Source organism: Photorhabdus hainanensis (assembly GCF_018448965.1).
GTDB lineage: Bacteria > Pseudomonadota > Gammaproteobacteria > Enterobacterales > Enterobacteriaceae > Photorhabdus > Photorhabdus akhurstii.
Window position 1 is genome coordinate 16,438 of the sequence record NZ_RCWD01000028.1, and the last position, 19,378, is coordinate 35,815.

At 42.1% G+C, this 19,378-nt stretch carries 7 protein-coding genes; 1 reads left to right on the forward strand and 6 read right to left on the reverse strand.

Annotated features, from left to right (window positions below; all coding sequences use genetic code 11):
• Nucleotides 1–820: 820 nt before the first annotated feature.
• Nucleotides 821–11,407, forward strand: a complete 10,587-nt coding sequence (rtxA, locus tag EAE92_RS16350; protein WP_214068852.1) for an MARTX multifunctional-autoprocessing repeats-in-toxin holotoxin RtxA — start codon at nucleotides 821–823, stop codon at nucleotides 11,405–11,407.
• 214 nt (nucleotides 11,408–11,621) lie between these two features.
• Here the strand turns inward: rtxA and EAE92_RS16355 are convergent, their stop codons facing one another.
• The 6 genes from EAE92_RS16355 to EAE92_RS16380 all read right to left on the reverse strand — a co-directional run bounded on the left by EAE92_RS16355 (nucleotide 11,622) and on the right by EAE92_RS16380 (nucleotide 19,152).
• Nucleotides 11,622–12,860 (reverse strand): ATP-grasp domain-containing protein, encoded by a 1,239-nt coding sequence (locus EAE92_RS16355; protein ID WP_214068853.1) that lies wholly within the window; start codon nucleotides 12,858–12,860, stop codon nucleotides 11,622–11,624.
• 12 nt (nucleotides 12,861–12,872) lie between these two features.
• Nucleotides 12,873–14,216 carry an MATE family efflux transporter gene (locus EAE92_RS16360; protein ID WP_214068854.1) on the reverse strand — a complete coding sequence of 448 codons (1,344 nt, stop codon included), beginning with the start codon at nucleotides 14,214–14,216 and terminating at the stop codon, nucleotides 12,873–12,875.
• The gene (locus EAE92_RS16365) at nucleotides 14,217–15,275 is read right to left on the reverse strand and encodes a pyridoxal phosphate-dependent aminotransferase (RefSeq protein WP_214068855.1); all 1,059 of its coding nucleotides are present in this window, start codon (nucleotides 15,273–15,275) and stop codon (nucleotides 14,217–14,219) included.
• A 1-nt stretch (nucleotide 15,276) separates the two neighbouring features.
• Nucleotides 15,277–15,615, reverse strand: coding sequence for a cupin domain-containing protein (locus EAE92_RS16370; protein WP_214068856.1), 339 nt, complete (start codon nucleotides 15,613–15,615; stop codon nucleotides 15,277–15,279).
• 43 nt (nucleotides 15,616–15,658) lie between these two features.
• Nucleotides 15,659–16,636, reverse strand: a complete 978-nt coding sequence (locus tag EAE92_RS16375; RefSeq protein ID WP_214068857.1) for a class I SAM-dependent methyltransferase — start codon at nucleotides 16,634–16,636, stop codon at nucleotides 15,659–15,661.
• Nucleotides 16,637–17,595: 959 nt separating this feature from the next.
• Entirely contained in the window at nucleotides 17,596–19,152 is a 1,557-nt protein-coding gene (locus tag EAE92_RS16380) for a Fic family protein (RefSeq protein WP_214068858.1), read from the reverse strand.
• Nucleotides 19,153–19,378: the final 226 nt, after the last annotated feature.

Here is a 19,378-nt window from a genome sequence, read left to right on the forward strand (position 1 = left end):
GTAAAGTCTATAAATTTCCAGAACAGTGTTTGAAGTGTAATCTCGCTATTAATTTAACTCATTATAGTTAGTAATATTGTATTTATTGGTCGCATTTATTTATATCAGAATAATGGAAGTGAGCGGTTATTTTTTACTATAGATATTTTGTTGCAAAGAAATAAGTTAAATTTACCTACATTTCTGATGCAACAATGTTAATAATTTAACCTTAGTAATTTGATTTGTGAAAATCTTTTAATAATTTTAATAAAAACAACAAGTTAATCTATGTTTTAATCTTATTTTTTACTGTCTTATTTGTATTGTTAACATCAGTGTGGGGATATAGGGCAATATGTGGGGGGTAAACAGACTTTCTTGTGTATTAATATTGATTTTGAGTTTTTGCTCTATATTATTTTATTCTGATTATTCATTTAACACTATTTGTATATATAAGCTCATTATGTCTCTGAGCTTAGGTTTTTATTTCACTATATATTCTACAATCTTTGTGAATAAATTTCTTGTTAAGGGAGAAATATGTTTAAAAAATTCGAACAATCATCTTTGATATCAATCGTAACAAAGGTGTTTTCTCTCATTATTTCATTGATCATAAAGTAAATAATCAATGAAATAGTAACTTAATAGAGTTAGGGTAATCTGCCTAATTAGGCCAAATAATGCCATCATTGATGGCTGTCATTATATTTTTACCGTGGTAAGAACGGTGGATTCGCACTGTCCACGGAAAACTCGATTCTCAAAACCGTTGCTGTATCTGTCAGATGCAGTGGTTTTCTATTTAACCTCAACTTAAATTAAGGGATTATTTATGGGAAAATCATCAAACCGTAGTACAGAATATTTCTTTACTGGAAAATACTACGATGATGATGATGGTAATAATATTGTTGCCATCGGCGTAGGAGGGGTTATTTATGCCAAAGGAGGCGATGATCGTATTACCCTCGGTTCGATTGGGGCGACGGTCTATGCTGATTCTGGTAATAAGGTTGTCAATGGTGGCGCCGGATATTTAAAAATAGTGGATAAGGAAGGTAATCTGTCAGTACATGGCGCTGCTGGTTATTCAGGTATTGATAAGAGTGGCAATGGTGATATTTCATTTGCTGGCGCGGCGGGAGGGGTTGCTATCGATCACCGGGGAAGCCACGGTAATCTCAATTTCTCTGGGGTGGCTGCTTATAATGGCCTGAGTCGTAAAGGGCAATCTGGTGAGGTGATTTTTGAAGGTGTCGGAGGTTATAACGAATTATGGCATGAAACCAATCAGGGTAATTTAAGTTTCTTCGGCGCCGGCGCCGGTAATAAAATTGATCGTACCTGGTATGATCACTATGAGAAAAGTCACGGCGATGTGAAATTTGAAGGCGGGGGAGCCGCAAATAGTATTAGTTCGCGGGTTGAAAACGGCAATATTAATTTCACAGGCGCCGGAGCGGATAATCACATTATACGTAAAGGTAAAGAAGGTAATATTATTTTGCATGGCGCCGGAGCATCAAACCGTATTGAACGCTTGCGCCAAAGCCAAGATCAATATGGACAGACCCACGGTAATATCGAATTTGCAGGGGCAGGGGGTTATAACCGGATTTATTCTGATGTCGCACATGGTGATATTAGTTTCGATGGCGCCGGCGCTTACAATGAAATATCAAGAATCGGCGTAGATAGCGGTTCTCGTGATGGCGCTCTGGAATACGCTAAAGCCGAAGAGATTGTGTTAGAGACAGCGACAATAGGGGGAAAGTGGCTCCAACAATCCCAACACCAACAGGTGATTGGGATTAAATCAACTGTCGAGCCTAATACTTATCTCTTTGCGCTGGCCGATGAAATGTACACGAAGCTGGTTAAGGTTCAACTTCAAAATGATCCTGAAACCGGTAAGCTCGGTTATTACGCTACTTCTTGGTACAAAGAGGGCAATCATCTCAATAATCTTGCCGCGGAGAATATCTCTTCAAGTAATGGATTTTTCGATATACGTTCCAATGGTGGTTACCGCCTCTTTAATTTAATCTTTGAGCATCATCAACCCGTTACTATTCAACATACGGTTGAAGAAGATTTGCAGGAAAATCACTGGGTGACTTATGCCGGCGGAACCAATGCCAGAGCAGGAGATGTCACGTTGATTGATGCCAAAATGCATGGGCATGCAATCCATTCCGGTGGTTTGATATTGGATGTGTCAGCAGTGAAATCGAACCGCCGACCGAACACTTATATCTATGCCAGGTATGTTGAGTCATATACCAAAGTGGTGATGGTTGAATTGGCGAATAATCCTGAAACCGGTGCGCTGCAATATTATGCCAGTGCTTGGTATAAAGAAGGTGATCATACCGGCAATCTGGCTGCCGAATATTTTTCCCCTAAAAATGGTTATCGCTCAATGGAGGTGGGCGGATACTCCCTAACCCATCTGCAATATAAAGTGAATTCAGTATGTCGTGTTTCTGAGCATTTAGCGCATACCGAAGAGTATAGTCATCAGGAGTTGGTGAAATCATCCACGGATATGGGTGACAGCTCCGGTGACATTAATTTTAAAGGCATGGGGGGCGGCAATGTCATTACCTCCAGTGTCACACGCGGTAATGTTAATTTTGAAGGCGCTGGCGCTGCCAATGTGATTGTGAAGCGTGGGGAACAGGGTAATCTGACATTCCGTGGCGCAGGTCTGGCAAACGTGCTGGCGCATCAAAGCCAACATGGAGAAATGGATGTTTACGCTGGCGGTGCGGCAAACGTATTGGTTCGAATCGGTGATGGTCGGTATCTGGCTCATCTCCTGGCGATAGGTAATATCTCGATCCACCAAGGTAATGGCGATAGCCAAGTTGTCATGTTTGGCGGGTACAACACTCATAGCCAAATAGGTAATGGCAACGCTAATTGGTTAGGCGCCGGCGGTTTTAATGTGATGACCCAGGCAGGTAAGGGGAAGGTCTCCTCGGCACTGGCGGGGGGCGCCAATGTGCTGACTAAGCTTGGCGCCGGTGATTTGGTTGCCGGTATGCTTGGTGGCGCGAATATTATCACCCATCTCCACGATGATGAAATATCAGGTACCACGGCGGTTGCGTTAGGCGGCGCCAATATTTTGACGAAAAAGGGCAGAGGTAGTGCTATTGCGCTGATGGGCGGCGGCGCCAATGTGTTTACGCATATTGGCAATGGGAGTACGACGGGTGTGATGTTAGGCGGCGCTAATATTCTGACCAAGATCGGAAACGATAACACCACGGGTATTATGCTCGGCATCGGTAATGTGCTGACTCATGTCGGTGGCGGTCAGACTCTGGGAGTGATGGGAGCCGCAGGCAATGTCTTTACCAAAGTGGGTAATGGGACTGCGATTGCGGCCATGATTGGCGCGGGCAATATCTTTACCCATGTTGGCAGTGGTGATGCATGGGGGTTAATGGGGGGCTTGGGGAATGTTTTTACCCGAGTCGGGGATGGTAAGGCGCTGGCATTGATGATTGCTGCCGGCAATGTGTTTACCCACATTGGTGATGAAACGAGTGTTGCCTTGATGTTGGCTAAAGGAAATATCGCCACCAAAGTGGGTAGCGGCATGACGTTGGCGGCAATGATCGGCGAGGCCAATGTGATGACCCATATTGGTAATGGTTCAACTTTTGCGGCGATGATCGGACAGGGCAATATCCTGACGAAAGCGGGTAATGATTTGACGCTTGGTTTGATGGTTGGTGAAGCCAATATCTATTCGCATGTGGGTAATGGCGCCAGCGTTGGTCTGTTTGCCGGTGAGCTGAATGTGATGACCAGGGTAGGGGATGGTACAACATTGGCGGCAATGTTTGGTCGAGCCAATATCATGACGCATTCCGGTAATGGCTTAACCGGTGTTTTAGCGTTAGGAGAGGCGAATATTGTCACCAAAGTGGGCGATGATTTTATGGGAGTGGTTGCGGCGGCGGAGGCTAACGTCATCACTCATAAGGGATCATCAACCACTGCTGGCGTGCTATTCGGTAAGGGCAATATTCTAACTAAGGTGGGTGACGGGATAACCGTCGGTTTACTTATTTCCGATGTGGGTAACATCATGACCCATGTTGGTAGTGGCACGACGGTGGGTTTCGCCAAAGGTAAAGCGAATATCATTACCAAAGTGGGGAACGGTACCGGCGTTAATGCTGTTTGGGGGGAGGCTAATATCCTGACTCAGGTTGGTGATGGCGACCGTTATAACTTCGCCAAAGGTAAAGCGAACATCATTACCAAAGTGGGTAATGAGCAGGAAGTCACGGTTGTTCAAGGGGATGCCAATATCATCGCCCATGTGGGGCAAGGTGATGATTATACCGGCGCTTGGGGCAAAGCTAATGTGATTACCAAAGTCGGTGATGGGCGTAATGTCATACTTGCCACAGCTGATGCCAACATTGTGACTCAGGTAGGTAACGGCGACAGCTTTAATGCCTTGTGGAGTAAAGGGAATATTGTCACCAAAGTAGGTGATGGGATGCAGGTTACTGCGGCAAAAGGCAAAGCGAATGTTACTACCACGGTGGGGAATGGTTTAAGTGTTACTGCGACGCACGGCGATTTTAATATTAATACCAAAGTGGGGGATGGTATTTCCGTTAACGCAGCGTGGGGTGAATATAACGTTAATACTAAAGTCGGGCATGGCCTTAATGTTGCGATCATGAAAGGTAAGGGCAATGCCAATATTCATGTTGGTGATGGTTTAGGGATTAACGCCTCTTATGCGCGTAATAATGTGGCGATTAAGGTTGGTAACGGCGATTTCTACTCTCTTTCTATTGCGGAAAGCAATACGCAAAGTAATAACCTTCCTTTTCTGTTTAAAACGATTAGACAAACTGTGTTAGGTGTGGAAGGTGGTCAGGCGATTAGCTATTTGATTCACGGTAATGAGGTGAGTACTTCTGGAACCCATAAAGGCCGAGGAGCAATTAATTTAACCGAAGTTTCTGCCCTTGATGGTTTCCAGATGAATGCCATTGATGAAGTTAGTTCGGATCTGCGTAATAAATTAAGCGGCACGGTCACTCAGGTGGAGACGCCTGATATTGAGGCTATTCAGCATGCCTTGCATATTGGAGACAAGGTTGATTCGACGCAGAGTGAATCGTCATCACAAGCTGAGGCTGTTATTAAACATGCAAAACAGGACAGCGCTGCGCAAAATGCGTTAAGTGATAAAGAGAAAGCGGAAGAAAATCGCCGCATTCTGGAACAAGAACGGGATGACCAACTTAAAATAATTGCAAAATCACAATTCCAATTGGAGTTAACAAATCAAAATGCGCTGAATACCAATGGGCAAGTACAGTGTGATGCAATAAGTGGAGAATCCAGAGCGGTAACGAAAGAGCTGTTCTCCATGACTCAACGTCTGAATGCGCTTAATGACTATGGGAATTACACTGGGAAATTGGGTGATGAGTGGCGTAACCGGTTTGCTATGGGATATTTGGACCGTACTCAGGAGAAATTAGATGACATTAAATTTATTTCCCAGAAAAAATTGGCTGATTTACAGCCGTGCCTTATTAATAACCAACAACACGTAAAAAATACAATTGGCAAATCAGCAGCAGGTTTAGAACAAAGTTATCAGAATATAAAGAACACAGACGACAATATTGAAGATGCGCGAATAAAAGCGAAATCAAGACAGAAAGAAGCGGATTTACAACGTCTGCGAGCAGTAAAAGCGGAAAGCGATGCTTATGCCGTATATGAAGAAGCGAAACAACGCGGTGAATATGATAGCGCGGCAGCGAAAAATAAAGCCGCTCAGGTACAGGTTGATGCGAAAGGGGCGAAACAGGCCGGTGATGCAAAACCCGATCGTAGCGGGGCGCCCGGCAGTGGCTTGTCTGGGAGGGCTTATACGCCAATCGATGTAGCGAAACTGAAAAGTCATATCAATCCTGAATCCAAAACGGAAGCTAATGGCTGGAACAGTGAAGATCTAACACTAACAGCCGCAGATTTGGCGGCATTGAATAGTGCGCGACGGGCGGTTAATCGACTACAGATCAACAGGGGTATTCGTGCTGAACATGTCGGTGCTTCGGTCATTTCGCGGCTTACCGGAACGTCATCCGATAGGGTTGTGGAACCTACCTCAAATCAACCGAGAAAGTTAACCACAAAAGCACCTGTAATTTCGGGTATTAATTTGCAAGGGTTAGGGCAAGTTGCTGGTGGAGATAGCCTTAAATCCCATTCTTCCATCCTGAGAGAGTTTGATCCTTTCTTGCTGAGTCAGGGTGACAAGCGGTTTATTGATTCGACGAAAAGATATCTTGGTCAGATAAATACCGATCGGCCCAGTAAGGCGCTGGCGGCAGTACGTGAGGTTTTCAATAATACGGTCGAACAACCTGATGAGCAGCATGTGTTGCAGCTTGAGCAAGCGCTTGCTCATTGGCAACAGCATGATCCCAATGAATTTGCCAGGCGTGGCCGATTAGTTAAAAGCCTGCGTTTTGAGATGGGGGAATTGGTTGCCTACCTTCAAGCAAAAAGAGCTGAATCAGCCGGGATTTTAGGGGTTAGCCTAGCGCCTGACCATATTGCACAGTTTGACCAACAGGTATCCTTTGATGGATTCGGGCGTGTGGTAGGTCTGAAAGGCGATATCGCGCAAAGCGAAATTAATCGTCTTACTGCTTTACAAATCAAGCCATTGACCCAGATTAACTCTGCGGCGGCGCGGGAAGCGCCTAAAACTGAAAGTGAAAGTCTCATTGTTTTCGTTAGCCGATTGCAACAAGAAGCTATTCCCGAAGGTATGCCGCTCATTGAACGAGCCAAAAATCTGTGGCTTAGCGGACAAGTAACACAACAGGAAACCATTAAGCTGTTTGAGGAGGCGGTTGCCCAGTTGCAGACACATCCTGAATTACACACGTTAGCTCAACAATTACTGACTGATGCCCGTAAGAAAAAGACGACTGGACAATATATTGACAACCTGTTTGGCCGCCATTTTGATTCTGAATTGGCCCATGAATTGGTGAAAACAGCGCCACAGGATGCGATGACTGTTTCCAGACAGACAGGACAATTTCTGGTAGAGAGATTTGAGCAGTGGATAGGGGGCTTTTATCCTGATGTAGCCGATCGTGAGAAGGTTATTGCTAAAAAGATGGCGGGATTCGCCAAGGTCATTAATAAGGACTTTCGTCCCTGGTTTAGTCGGGTGCCTGAATTGACGACGTTTCTGGATGAACCGACTTTTGCCAATTTCAAAGTCATGATGACTCAGGTTGATGATGGTTTTGCGGTGATTAAGGTGCCATTTTTGGCAGTGAAAATGGCAACTACCTCAGGAATGGGGATGGATCGTGCGGAGTGGAAGGTTAAAGGGGATCGTTTCTATGAGGATGCGATCACCAAAGCCCGTTCGACCAGTAGTCAACTGACTAGCGGGGCTGATGTCACGTATGAAGTCGAAATAACCGAAAAGCAGACTAACGATTATGGTACGGCATTGCCTTACCAGCCTGCTAATAACAAGCATGATGACTTTTTGTATGGCAGAAAGGTTGCTGCGGGCCGAATTTTGGTCCCCGGATGGGAAACGCGATTTGAGCATCATGCGTTAGCGCAAGGTCACTCTGTGGTGACAGGCGCTTCCGGCTCGACCAATATCATGGTTCACCTCAATAACTATATTGCTAATGAACAGATTGCTAATGAACAGCCTGCCTTCTCGGCCAGACAGGGCTATCTCAACACGCTGGCGTTTCTAGTATTTGATGGTGGTCATTCTGTCAACGAAAGTCTGGCGGTTTATCAGGCGCTACAGGTAACGGGTGATGAGCAACGTAAGCAGATGTTAAATAGCTATACTGCCAATTATCGGGATCTGGTGGATATTGCCGGTGGAGAAGGCAAAGTGTGGGTAAGTCAGGCGCTGGATAACGCTTTCCGAGAAACTGGGGAGTTCTATCAGAAACATGCTTGGGTGAAGCCCCAAAGTCGTCCAGCGGTGGAAGAATTAGATGGGTTATCGGGTAAAAATAAGAGGCTAGAACCGACTATCATCGACGATCCTCATCAGGATAAGAAAATGAGCAGGCTGCTCGGTGACTGGCGAATAGAGAAGGTGACGCCACAAGCTGATGGTCGTGAAACTCGCTTTGATGGTCAGATTATTATCCAAATGGAGGATGATCCGGTCGTCGCTAAAGCCGCGGCCAATCTGGCGGGTAAACACTCAGATTCTAGCGTGGTGATTCAACTCGACTCCAGGGGCGAATATCGTGTGGTTTATGGCGATCTTGCCCGATTATCCGGGAAGTTACGTTGGCAGATTGTCGGTCATGGTCGTGATACCTCGGAGCAAAATAACATTCGTCTGAGTGGTTACGCGGCTGATGAACTGGCGACCAGATTAACGCGGTTTTATCGGGACGTTAATCTGGGTAAAAGCATAACTCACAAACCTGATCACATCAGTATTGTGGGTTGTTCTTTGATCAGTGATGACAAACGGGATGGTTTTGCTCGTCGCTTTATCACCGTGTTGGATAAGCAAGGCATTCGCAGCGATGTTTCCGCTCGCAGTAGTGAAGTGGCGGTTGATGCCGGTGGACGCAAATTTACCCGTGATCAAAATAACCAATGGGTTAACAATCTGGCTGATAACAAAATTGTATTAAGTTGGAATGATGAAAATGCATTGATCACGCATAGCGAACCGGTTCGTCGTGGTATTGCTGAAAGTGATATCAATCTCTCCAGGGTAGGACACACCGAAGCGGATACCGTTATTAAAGGCGCGATTACCGGTCACAATGAAGTGTTAGTTCAACCCAAGAAACGTGAAAATACGATTCAGATTGACTCTAACGATCAATCGAATAATCAGCTCAGTTACTCCGGTAATATCCAGGTAAATGTGGGAGACGGCGAGTTTACCGCCCTCAACTGGGGAACCTCGAACGTCGGTATTAAAGTGGGTAGCGGTGGTTTTAAATCACTGGCCTTCGGTGATAACAATGTGATGGTGCATATCGGTAATGGCGACAGTAAACAGAGCTTCGATATTGCAGGCTATCAAGCGCTTGAAGGGGCGCAAATGTTTATCGGTAATCGTAATGTCAGTTTTAATCAGGGCCGCAGTAATGATCTGATTGTGATGATGGATAAATCCATTCCAACGCCGCCGTTGGTTAATCCGTTTGATGGCGCTGCGCGTATTGCTCACGTACTGCAAGGGGTTGCCGGTTTCAGTGAGGATCAAGATTGGTTGGCGGCGCAAGATCAGCAGTGGACCATCGCCGGTGCGAAGAGGTTTGTGGAGGATATGTCCGGTTTGGACCAAACCAGCAGCGTGGACTACAACACATTGACTGATCTGGATTCGCAACATGAGCGTAGCAGCCGTGGTTTGAAGCATGACGCTGAATTGACATTGAACAAGAAGTTTAATCAGTGGTTAGGCGAACATGGCAACGGAACGGGTATGGGCAAAATAAGTCGTATAGCGCAATTCCGTCAGGCTAATCAGAAACTGGCCTTCAACTTTGCTGTAGGCGGGCGTGGCGCCGATATTCAGGTGACAACCGGTAACTGGAACCTGATGTTCGGCGACCATATCCAGTCGATTCTGGATACTAACTTGGGTTCGTTGTTTGGCCTGATGACGCAGCAATATTCGGCAACGGGCATGGCGAAGACCACCTTTACCTATAATCCACAGGATTTGCCGCGTCAGCTTAAGAATAAACTAATTGGCCGATTAGCGAGTGTAAACGCAGATACCACCTTAGCGGATATTTTTGGGGTGAACTACACCGCGGAGGGGAAAATTATTTCCCGCACCGGCGAATCGGTTGATGGTGAGGCGATTCTGCAAGAGATGCTGGAAGTGATTGGGGAGTTTAGTGGTGATCAATTGCACGCCTTCGCCAATCCAGAAAAATTACTTGATAGCCTGGAGGCGGGCATTGATATGGGCGAGGATGGAGTCAGGTCATTTGCGGAGAGTCATGGTCTGAAAGAGAAAGCGCCCGATGAACATCAGGAATCAGGATCTGCGGTGAATATCAATGGAGAAAATGCCCAGACCAATAATAAACCCAAGTCTGCGTTTGGCTTTAATTCGCTTAACTTACCTAATCTGTTTGCCACGATGTTCAGCGAAGAGAAGCAGCGAGAGATGAAATCGTTAGTGGTTAACCTGAAAGAAAACCTGACGACTGATCTGCTTAATATGGAAGAAAAAACGTTTGATTTCCTGCGTAATAGCGGGCATTTGCACGGTGATGGCGATATCCATGTATCGTTGGGAAACTATAACTTCAACTGGGGAGGCGACGGTAAAGATCTCGGCGCTTATTTGGGGGATAACAATAACTTCTGGGGTGGTCGCGGTGATGATGTTTATTACTCGCTAGGGACTTCCAATATCTTTACCGGTGGTGAAGGTAATGACTTGGGTGTCCTGATGGGACGTGAAAACTGGATGTTTGGCGGTAAGGGGGATGATACCGCAGTAGTGGCCGGGCGTATTAACCATCTATTTATGGGGGAAGGCAATGACCAGGTGTTTGTCTTTGGTGAAGGTGGTTTTATTGATGCCGGTAACGGACAAGATTACGTCGTCGCCTCCGGCAACTATAACCGGGTGGATAGTGGAGAAGGTCAGGATTATGCGGTAATCATCGGCAATAATAATCAGGCCGAACTGGGTGGAGGCGACGATTTTGCCAGAGTATTTGGCAATGACAATCGGGTTGATGGTTATTCCGGCAATGATGCGATTAAGCTGATGGGCTACCATGCGGTGATCAATGGCGGCGAAGGCGACGATCACTTGATAGCCGCGGCTATTTCGAAGTTCAGCCAGTTTGACGGCGGTGAAGGTCAGGATCTGCTGGTATTAGGCGGGTATCAGAACCATTTCCGGGGCGGCGCAGGTGTGGATAGCTTTGTGATCGGCGCAGAGGTGATTGATAACCGAGTGAGCGATATTAACGCAGAAGATATGATCCTGTTTGACGGTGTTGACTGGCAAAATCTGTGGTTCCAGCGTAGCGGGTATGATCTGGTGCTGTCAGTGAATCGTCATACTCAGGATAATACCGCTCAGGGGAGATTTGAATCGGTAGGTTCGGTTACTTTTGATGATTACTTTAATGGCAATCGCGCCAAATTGGTGACTCGGATGTGTGATAAGAACGCGTCAGGGGAGCGTGAATTTACGGCACTGTCAGATAATGCGGTGGATTCTTTGATTCAGGCCATGAGTAGTTTTGCCCCGACAGTGGGTGATCATGGTTTTATTGAGAGTCTGGACAGTCAGGCGAAAACGGCTATCGCAACGGCATGGACTGATGTGACGGTTGGTAAAGGGAAATTTGCTTAATTAACGGCAGGTTTGCTTAAGAGCGGCAATTTCAGAATCATGTAAATTCAGGTTCGGCTTTTTCGGTAACTTGTTGGAAAAAGTCATCAATGTTGCAGTAAAGTTCTTCTAGATTATATATGCCTGAGGATCTCTACGATTTTGTTTTCTTGAACAGAAACTTTGATCGTGCCTCAGGCACTTAGTTCCCTTCTTAAAAAAACCTCAGGCTACCTTAATTAACGGCTTTAAAATTAATTTGACTATAGAACCATTTCATAATCCCGGCGATAAGGTTTTTAACTTCATTCGAATTTGATGAAATTATAGTGATTTCAGCTATAACTTGGTGTTCGTCAGAAAAATAATCTCCATCCTTAGCAAAAGTTTTATAGCTTGTAACTTGAGGGAAAGGGCAAAATTCAGGAATGTTATAAATATAAGAGTTGGTTAATTTATTTGGTATAATTATCCATCCGCAAATTGAGTTTGGCATAATATTGGTAGAGTCAAGCTTTTCATTTAACACATTACCAATGTAAGCATTAAATGCGATCTCTTTTGGGTTGATGCCAAATATATTTTCTATCGCGGTCATTACTGGCCCGCCGCCTGCACGAGCAGCGATCTCGCATAATTTAAAACTTCCGTCAGAACATAGGAAAACTTCTGCATGAAAAGCAAAATTCACAGGTGAAGGAAGTGCCTCAATACATTTTCTTACATATCTTATTATTCTATCAAACAGTTTATCCTCAGGTGATAACAAACAACTTGAAATATAGTCACCATCCTGAAAGTCCATGCAATTTGACAAATATAATGAAGGCCAAATAAATCTTATCTGATTATTCAAGACAACTCCATCAACATGGTACATTGGGCCTTCAACAAATTCCTCGACCATCATATTAATTAATTCTTCAGAATTCCTCTTTAATCCAATATATAAAGAATTATGGAGATCATTGTCATTTTTCAGTATTGAAATACCTCGTGCACGTTTAGAGGTTCGTGGTTTGAGTATGACAGGATAATCATGATCCTCTATGAATTTGAGGACATCTAGAGCATTTTCTATCAATGAAAACTTAGGGATGGAAACATTATTTCTTTCCAAAATCTTCTTCATTACACCTTTGTCTCTATATGCTTCTATTGCCTCGACACTTGCACCCGGTAGACCCCATTTATTTCTTATATAAGCAGCGGGTAATAAGTCAAACTCTCTGACTCCTATAACGTAGTCAAAGACCGTTTCTTTTCTTAACTTTTCCGCATAATAAAAAATCAGGTCATCATTATCTGGATGTAAACTTTCAATGCCAACAACTTTCTTAAACGATGAAATCATTTCATTGCTCATTAATCTTAATGATTCGATAGAAGTAATTAAATAGCAATTGTGATCTTTATACCATTCACTTATAGGGTTAGAATTAGAGGATTCAAAATCAATAACGAGCAAATTCATCTTATACGCACCTTAGCAGTCAGTGGATTCAGGAAAAGTATTATCTAACTTAGCCGGAACCCAACTTTCTTTTAACCAAATAATCAGCATGAATATTGATTCAATTAAACGATACACGAGAAATGAAAACCATAGTGTTTCAATGCCATGATTTTTGAAAAGACAAAGATAAATAGCTAACGGTATGAAAAAAAACCATTGCAATGGCACTGTAACCATTGTCAACTGCCGGTTGAAACCTGCTCCAAACATAGAGAATTTTAATATTTGAGCAAAAACCTCAGAAAAAACAAATAATATCGTTATTTTAAACAATCCTATATAATTATTTACTATAAAATTATCTTTTATGAATAAACCCATAATGTAATGTGGATTTATCAAAATGAAGAGTTGAATAATGAATATTCCAAAACCTAACTTTACCGCAATATTACCCCACGATTTAGCATCCTTATATTTATTTGCTCCAAGAGATCGACTCACATAAACCGCAGAGGCCATTCCCATTCCGATTAATGGTGTGATACTTAGCAACATAAGATTATTGAGAACTGTTATCACTGCCAAAGCAGAAGAATTCATTTGGCTAGCAATAATGAACATAACTGCAAACCCACCCGAAAAGAAGAGTTGCTGTATACCTGCATAGAAAGAAAGTTTTGATATCACACCGATTTGTTCAAAAATTTTAGTAACTTTAAAAAAACGATATTTAGAATCTATAAAATATCCACTGAAGTAAAACAAGCAGGCACCTATGTAAAAAGCACAACATGTTCCCAATCCAGCACCTCTGATTCCATACCCTAAGGAAACGAGTGTAAAACCTATTAAGAAATTAAAAAAATAAGTGGAGAAGATTATTAATACACTCATTTTATTCTCACCGATCCCGCCATAGTAACCCCGAAAAGCCCTGACAATCCCTATAGCTGGAGCACCTAACACTAGAGCTTGAAGGTAAGTTATACAGTCAGAAGCTAAAACTTCATCATGAATAAACAATGTTATGAATTTTGGGATAAAAAAACCTAAACCTACGATTAATATACCTAAAACTATAGCAACAAATATTGCACTATGAAGCGCATTAATACCTTGATTTATTTTTTCAGCGCCAATGCTCTTACCAACTACAGTTTGAACGCTTATAGTTATACCAGTTACACAACTGGTCATTATCGAGAAAATAAATCCGCAAAGACCAACAGCGGCGATGGCATTCATGCCGATCCTACCCACAATGAACATGTCAATAATGCTATTTAAGCTTTGTGAAAGCATAAGCAAAATAAAAGGGAAAGCAGTAATTAAAACTTGCTGATATGGTTTGAAGTTAATTCTGCTATTCATTCACATCACCAGATTGGTTTTTTCACAAGAAGTAATATCTAATAAAAATAAAAGGCAATCGACATCTTTTTTATTGCTTACTGACGCTCTTACCCAACCTGGGAGTCCAAAAAGACCACAATCACGAACCATGACCCCAAATTTTTCTGCCTTTATAAGAAAATTAGTATTTCCCATAGGGGGTTTAAAACATATAAAGTTAGTAGAGGATGGTATATATGTCACCTCAGACTGACTAAATAATAATTCAATAGTGGATATTAACTTTCTCACTATTCTTACATTGATGGATAAAATATCACTGGCAAGGACTTCAGAAGCCATCCTTTGAGCGAAACGGTTTATTCTAAATGGCAAGGCGAGAGCAGTTAAGGAGACAGCATGAATTAAATCTTTAGGGCCTACCGCAAAACCCACCCGTAATCCAGCAAGGCCATATGCTTTGGAGAAAGTCCGCAACACAATAGCCCTTCCACCATTCGCTATATATTTTAGAATAGAGTTCTTATTTTCATCAGAAAATTGAATATAAGCCTCATCAATGATGGGAATAACTCTTTTATCATTCATTACCTTAATGAAATTGATAACTTCATCTAGGCTTACTATACTTCCAGTCGGATTGTGAGGGTTGCATAAATAAGCAAGAATAACATCGCTAGTAATATTTTTATGATAATTAGCAATACTGCACCTCATATCATTTAAAGGAACGTATATAACATTTCCCCCGACAATTTTTGCTGATGTCTCATAACCGGGAAATGTGGCCTCACTAGTCAATATAGTCTTTTTGTTTTTTAAAAAAGTTAAACTTAAGAGAAGAATTATTTCATCTATACCATTTCCTAAAACCACCATATCAGGTGAAACTTTACAGTGATAGGATATTTTGTTTTTTAGATCTGTATTGCCTGGATCTGGATAGATACTAATCTTTTTAAATTCATTTAAAAAAATATGCTTAAGATTAAGCAAGTTATTGCTATCACTTTCGTTCAAATGTAGTCGATGAGATATATGGGTATCACTGGTGTTGAAATCCATATTTTTATTCATTTTAAGCCTCCTGGGAGCCATATAATATGCCAAAGCAGTAACATCCCTTACTAGCCTTTCTTGTAATGAATTGATGCTCTATTCCAGCGGGTACATGAATAACACTAGGAGAGGAATATGTCTTTGTTTCTCCATTTATTGTTACATCAATGACAGCTTCGTTTGGCTCGGGAGAAATTAGGAAATATATTTCATCAACTTCATGTTTATGTAATGCGGCAACAGGTTTATTCACTAACTCTGATATATCGCCGCCTGCAAGCTCGAAAGGTATACCCCTAAACATTTCTTTAGTTATAAAGAAGGGAACCTTGTTCTCATGACCTACGACAGATTTCATTATGGGTAGGTCCTGCGTGAAATTATAAAAATCCATATAAGCCTCACTTCAGAGTGAAAAGGTAAGTATTAGGAACATTCAAATATTGAATTTTTTCAATTTCAAAACCAGCTTTTGAGAAGAAATCTATATACTCTTCTTTCTTGTAAATCCTTATATTCATAAAGTGATGCACAAATTCAAAACCATAAGTAAATATGGGAGTTTCTTTGGTGATTGTATTTTCATCTGACATAAAGGTATCTGCCAGCAGAAATCTTTTTGCTTTTGGGAAGGTCTTTTGTAATGTTCGAAGAACGTCTACAGGATCTTCGATATTAAATAAATCATGCAGCATCATGAAGGAGATTACTGTATCAACAGTTTCGAATGTGGCTATTAATGAAGCATCATTGGTAACTTCCATTACGTTCTGATTAACCACATAAATTCTGTCATCCATAGAATTATTTTTTATATTAATTTCAGCAGCTTCAACAGCTTTGTGGCTTATATCAATACCTAAGCCGGTTACTGTGTTAAAAATCTTACAAATGTCTATTAAAGCTCCGGCTGCACCACAACCTAAATCTACTATTTTATTTATATTTAGTCTTTTTAATTCCTTAATTATTGTGTTCCACATATATTCACGATTTGCTTGCCGAGATCCTAACGCTACGTTAGCTCCATCAATCAGTCTATATAATGAATTATTTTTCTCATCTTTGATGTCTGTAAAGTTTCGCATGAAATTCCCATAGCCACCTATAGACCAAGTGAAAAATCCAACATTCTTCCTCATGTCCATTCCTAATGGAGTCAGGCTAATTTTCCCATCGTCAGAATCAACAAAAAAACCAAATTTTGTTGAGAATGAAATAAGGGATTCAATTATTTTTCGGTTGTTAAAAATTTTTTCTTTCAGAATGGACTTATCGAATGAAGAGTTGCTTCCGAATAATTCAAATACACCTTCTTTTTCAAGGTGGTAACATAGGTTGGAGCCAATGTAACCATTAAATAAATTTGATGCCAACATAGCGATTTTCCTTATTCCATTGCATATAATGTCAATTGAAAGAGCTAAAGTATTACACAACAACATGGTATGCCAATAACTGATCATATTGTTCTTTAGATCTATATTGTGACAATTTGGAATGGGATAAATAAGCAGGAAATAAAAGCGGCGGATGTTGTCTTTTATTTATTAAAAAATTATGATTCTTATCACTATTTGTCCAATTCCATCTTAATTATTGATACATTATACGAATAGGAATGTAAAGTTTTTTATTAATCAAATCATGTTGTGACGTATGAAATTCGTTTAACTTATTGATAGTAATAAGCATTTTTGTGGTTGTTATCATTAAAGTTGGCGGTTTTTCTTAACGAACGGGTAAGCAAGGTTGGTGATCTATTCTTGATTTAGTGGACCACCACACTCAAAAGCCATTATGAAGGACTTGAAACAGGGTTATCAAGCTGTCGCGGAAGAAGCGGTCTGGCAGGCAATAGAGACTTTCGCTGAAATCTAGGAATGAATGTTATGTCAAAATCAGCTGTAGCTGGGGAGAAACTGGACAATGCCGCTGCATGATTGGCATATGGCAATGAATCGTTTTATGATTGAATTTGGTGACTACGTAAACCGTCACCTTTAAATAGAAGAGCGATTATACAAAATCGTAAATAGCTTTTATTCAGAAACTATTTCTGAGTTTTATTTGTTAATGCTTTTATTAATTCATCATCACTATTTTAATGTTAAATTTAGGATTTTGTTATTAAATAGAGTTAATTAAAACGTTTAATTGATTTTATTGTAATGAATTCATGGCGTTTTTTATCGCGAAAATCACGATATTAATATCGCGTAGATACTTAATCATCGAAAGATTCTTTCTCATTGAGCCAGGCATATTTGCGGGATTGCTTCGTGACTGCCGGTTTACGGCGGTTTTTGCTAAGGGGCCTGTCAGCCCCGATTTTAGTTCATATTGCGATATTGTGTTCTACTTCTTGCATAGATTGCCTTATGAACTCCGCAAATGGCTTCACATTCTTTCCTACCGAAGCTGATTCTAACGCTGATAGATACTGAGTTCTATTTTTGAGTTTAATTACCGTCCAAGGGTATCCTCCGATTACCAGCAAGAAATTCATTAAGAATCTGGCGGTGCGGCCATTACCATCGGGAAACGGATGAATGTAACCCAGAAAAAGATGTCCCAAGATAGCCTTTACCACAAAGTACTTCTCATTAGCGATCAACTCTTTCAGTGCTTCCATACAGTCCATCAATTGCTCGCTGGAGGGCGGTACATGCATTGAAGTGCGGATATAGATTGGTCCTTTGCGAAATCCCGCCAAATCCAGTCTGTTGATAATTCCGGCATCTACACAGGGATTGAACAGCGCAGTGAACCAGTCAGTCAAGCCAACGTCAATCAGGTAGTGGATGTCCAAGCCTTCCTTATCTTCATGTGCCTCACGCAGTAGCTCTTTCACCTTGTTGAAGGCATCGTAATAGCCTCTGGCAGCCATTGCGTCCTTCTGCTCCTTGTCCCTTTGGATGGTATCCGGCGACCAGTCGCCTTTAGACAGACGCTCGATTAATTCTGGCGTAACCTTGTAACCCTCGATGGATAGTGAGTTGTAGGCATCGCTTATGTAGAGGCTGCTCATCATGGCGTGTGTTTTTTCGATTGAGCGCTCAAAGAAGTCAAAAGGTGGTGGAAAGTCATCAAATACCTCGACGACTTCTTGTCTTATCTCCTGCCACAAGAGCCTCACACGAACTGCGCTTGGGGATTCTCCCCGACTACCGCCTACTATCATCGGAATATGGTCAAATGGGTTAACCTGCTTAATACCTTCAAAACCGGCTCCTTCCATGATGGTTTGTAGTTTCCGGCTTTCGGCTCTCATCTTTAGCTGCTGATAGGCGCCAATTAATCTGTTTCCTGAGGCAACATTCTTGGTTGTCAGTACTGCTTCTGAAAGCAGACTCAGATCAGCATTCCTGAGCGCTAGCTGAATGCTTATAGGGTTGGCTCTGAAAGTTTGTGGGCCAGTTTCAACGAGTGCGCTTTCTAACGAATGAACATTTATACCGTTTACTCTGACAGTCTTACAGGGAACCCTTCCCTTGATGATCACCATACTCATGTTGTTAGGTAGGTTAAGTGTGCGAGGCGTCGTGTCTGAGGTGTAGACAATTATCTGGTTTGGTAAAGCATTGTTTGCTGTATGTAAATCAAGAGAGGATTCGGGACTTAGCCAGTAATCATCTCCGAAGATACTTTCGACGTACTGCCCAACGAAAGACCAGATGGATTCATACCAAAGTACTGAATCACCCGCTTTTTCAGTCGTGAGATCTGCATCCAGGAGATACCATCCCCTGATGATTTGCTTGAAATAGCCTTTATTGACCAGAAGTGTGCGTTGTTTATCAGTGATTGACTTAGAACTCAGCACGTTGCCCACGGCCACATCGCTTGCAGCTCTCAGCGCTTCTGCCAACCTTTCGTTTCCAGTTTTTGCCATGTCTTTCTTCCAGCAGATGTTCAAGTATTAGCTAATACGGGAATGCAATATTAGCTATTACGATATTGAATTACTAGCTTTTACGAACTTGCATTATTAGCTGTTACACTCAAATGCAGTGAATCTGAGTCCTACTAACTGATTGTTGATGGTCAATATGAGGCAAAGGCCAAACAGGTAGTTTGGGATCTTTTGATAACTCCTAAGATCACTCAAACCGGATTGA

What these genes read in the sequence shown, in the direction of transcription:
- EAE92_RS16375 (WP_214068857.1), bottom strand. Translation starts at nt 16,636, where the DNA reads ATGTTGGCATCAAATTTATTTAATGGTTACATTGGCTCCAACCTATGT.
- EAE92_RS16370 (WP_214068856.1), bottom strand. Translation starts at nt 15,615, where the DNA reads ATGAAATCTGTCGTAGGTCATGAGAACAAGGTTCCCTTCTTTATAACT.
- rtxA (WP_214068852.1), top strand. Translation starts at nt 821, where the DNA reads ATGGGAAAATCATCAAACCGTAGTACAGAATATTTCTTTACTGGAAAA.
- EAE92_RS16360 (WP_214068854.1), bottom strand. Translation starts at nt 14,216, where the DNA reads ATGAATAGCAGAATTAACTTCAAACCATATCAGCAAGTTTTAATTACT.
- EAE92_RS16380 (WP_214068858.1), bottom strand. Translation starts at nt 19,152, where the DNA reads ATGGCAAAAACTGGAAACGAAAGGTTGGCAGAAGCGCTGAGAGCTGCA.
- EAE92_RS16355 (WP_214068853.1), bottom strand. Translation starts at nt 12,860, where the DNA reads ATGAATTTGCTCGTTATTGATTTTGAATCCTCTAATTCTAACCCTATA.
- EAE92_RS16365 (WP_214068855.1), bottom strand. Translation starts at nt 15,275, where the DNA reads ATGAATAAAAATATGGATTTCAACACCAGTGATACCCATATATCTCAT.